Origin of the sequence: Vibrio sp. 1874, assembly GCF_033344395.1 — a bacterium.
Classification (GTDB): Bacteria; Pseudomonadota; Gammaproteobacteria; order Enterobacterales; family Vibrionaceae; genus Vibrio; species Vibrio alginolyticus.
In genome coordinates this window covers 1-1,507 of the sequence record NZ_JAWPOR010000078.1, presented here as the reverse complement: position 1 = coordinate 1,507, position 1,507 = coordinate 1, and the positions used below count along the sequence as shown (strand labels likewise).

The following is a 1,507-nucleotide window of genomic DNA, read 5'->3' as shown; positions in this document are numbered from 1 at the left end:
TGAGCGCTTCAGCATATCTAGAATGGGGACAATAGCGACTTTTTCAAGAGAATCGACTGCTTTTTTTATTGAAAAGCGTAAAAAGAGATCTTGCTCTTGTTTTACTCCACAGAGTTGAAAACTAAATCCCCCATCATCCCTACAACCCATTAACATTTCTAAAGGCATAAAAAGGACGTGTAATAGGAATGCAAGGATGTCTCAACGAAATCGTATTTTACTGATTTTTTTCGCCTTATATTTCCTGTGCGCCATTGTGGGCGGGCGCTGGGTGTGGCAACACAGCTATCAATCTTTGCTAGATAAACACCAATCACAGCTCGAACAATTTTCTAGCCACATCAAAAATAAGCTCGATAAATACGCCCATATACCCAATCTTTTAGCCAAAGATGATCCTCTTTTTGAAGCTCTACTGAATCCTTCAAATAGCGCTCAACTCGAAATCACCAATCGCTATCTAGAATCGGTGAACAACGTTATTGAAGCGGCAGATACTTATTTGATTGATCAATGGGGCACGACCATTGCAGCAAGTAACTGGCGTAAAAAGCGCTCTTTTATTGGACGCAACTTTGCTTTTAGACCTTACTTCAAACAAGCCATCAGCGGTGAAAGCAGCCAATATTACGCTCTGGGCTCAACATCCGGCCAACGTGGCTATTACTACTCATATCCAATAATTTATGCTGGCGGCGTGTTGGGCATCGTGGTCGTAAAAATGGATTTGAGTAAAATTGAAGATAACTGGCAACAACCTGACAGCGTGTTCGTGGCCAGCGACCCTCACAATATTGTCTTTATGAGCAGCCGGCAGGATTGGCTATTCAAAAGCCTACAACCGTTAAGTGATGCAGATAAAAAGCAAGTTTGGACGAGTAGACAATATCTCGACACATCGATTACGACATTGGGCTTTGTCGGCAACTTAAATGCACCAAATTCTGAACTGAAACAAGGCTACCCCTACAATAAAGGGACACTGGTTGTCTCTTCACTGCCTTTACCTGAGTTAAAGCTAACGATTCGTGTGCTTTCGCCAAAACAATCCATCGTTTGGGTTACGATGGGCTATATCGTTGTGCTTACGTTGGCCTTTACAGTTTTGTTCTTGATTGGCCAGTTGATTTATCACCGCCAACAACGCCATTTGCAGTTAGAACGAATCCAACAAGAAGCGAATCAGAAGTTAGAATTTCAAGTCATGGCGAGAACAGCAGAGTTACAGGCTGAAATTGCGCAGCGAACCGAAACGGAGCAAACACTGCGTTTGACCCAAGATGAGTTGATTCAAGCGGCTAAGCTGGCAGTTCTCGGTCAAATGTCAGCGAGCATCAGCCATGAGCTGAATAATCCGTTGGCAGCCATTCGTAGCTTTGCTGAGAATGGAAAATTGTTCCTTCAGAAAGAAAAGTATGACCGAGTGGAAGACAATCTCACTCGCATTTCAGCCCTCACAGACAGAATGGCAAACATCAGCCAGCAATTGCGTTCGTTTGCCAAAAAG

At 43.4% G+C, this 1,507-nt stretch carries 1 protein-coding gene; it reads left to right on the top strand.

What is annotated here, in order from left to right; translation table 11 throughout:
- Window positions 1-196 precede the first annotated feature (196 nt).
- Window positions 197-1,507 (top strand): cache domain-containing protein (locus R8N46_RS24660; RefSeq protein ID WP_318189705.1); only part of this gene is annotated, 1,311 nt, incomplete at its 3' end.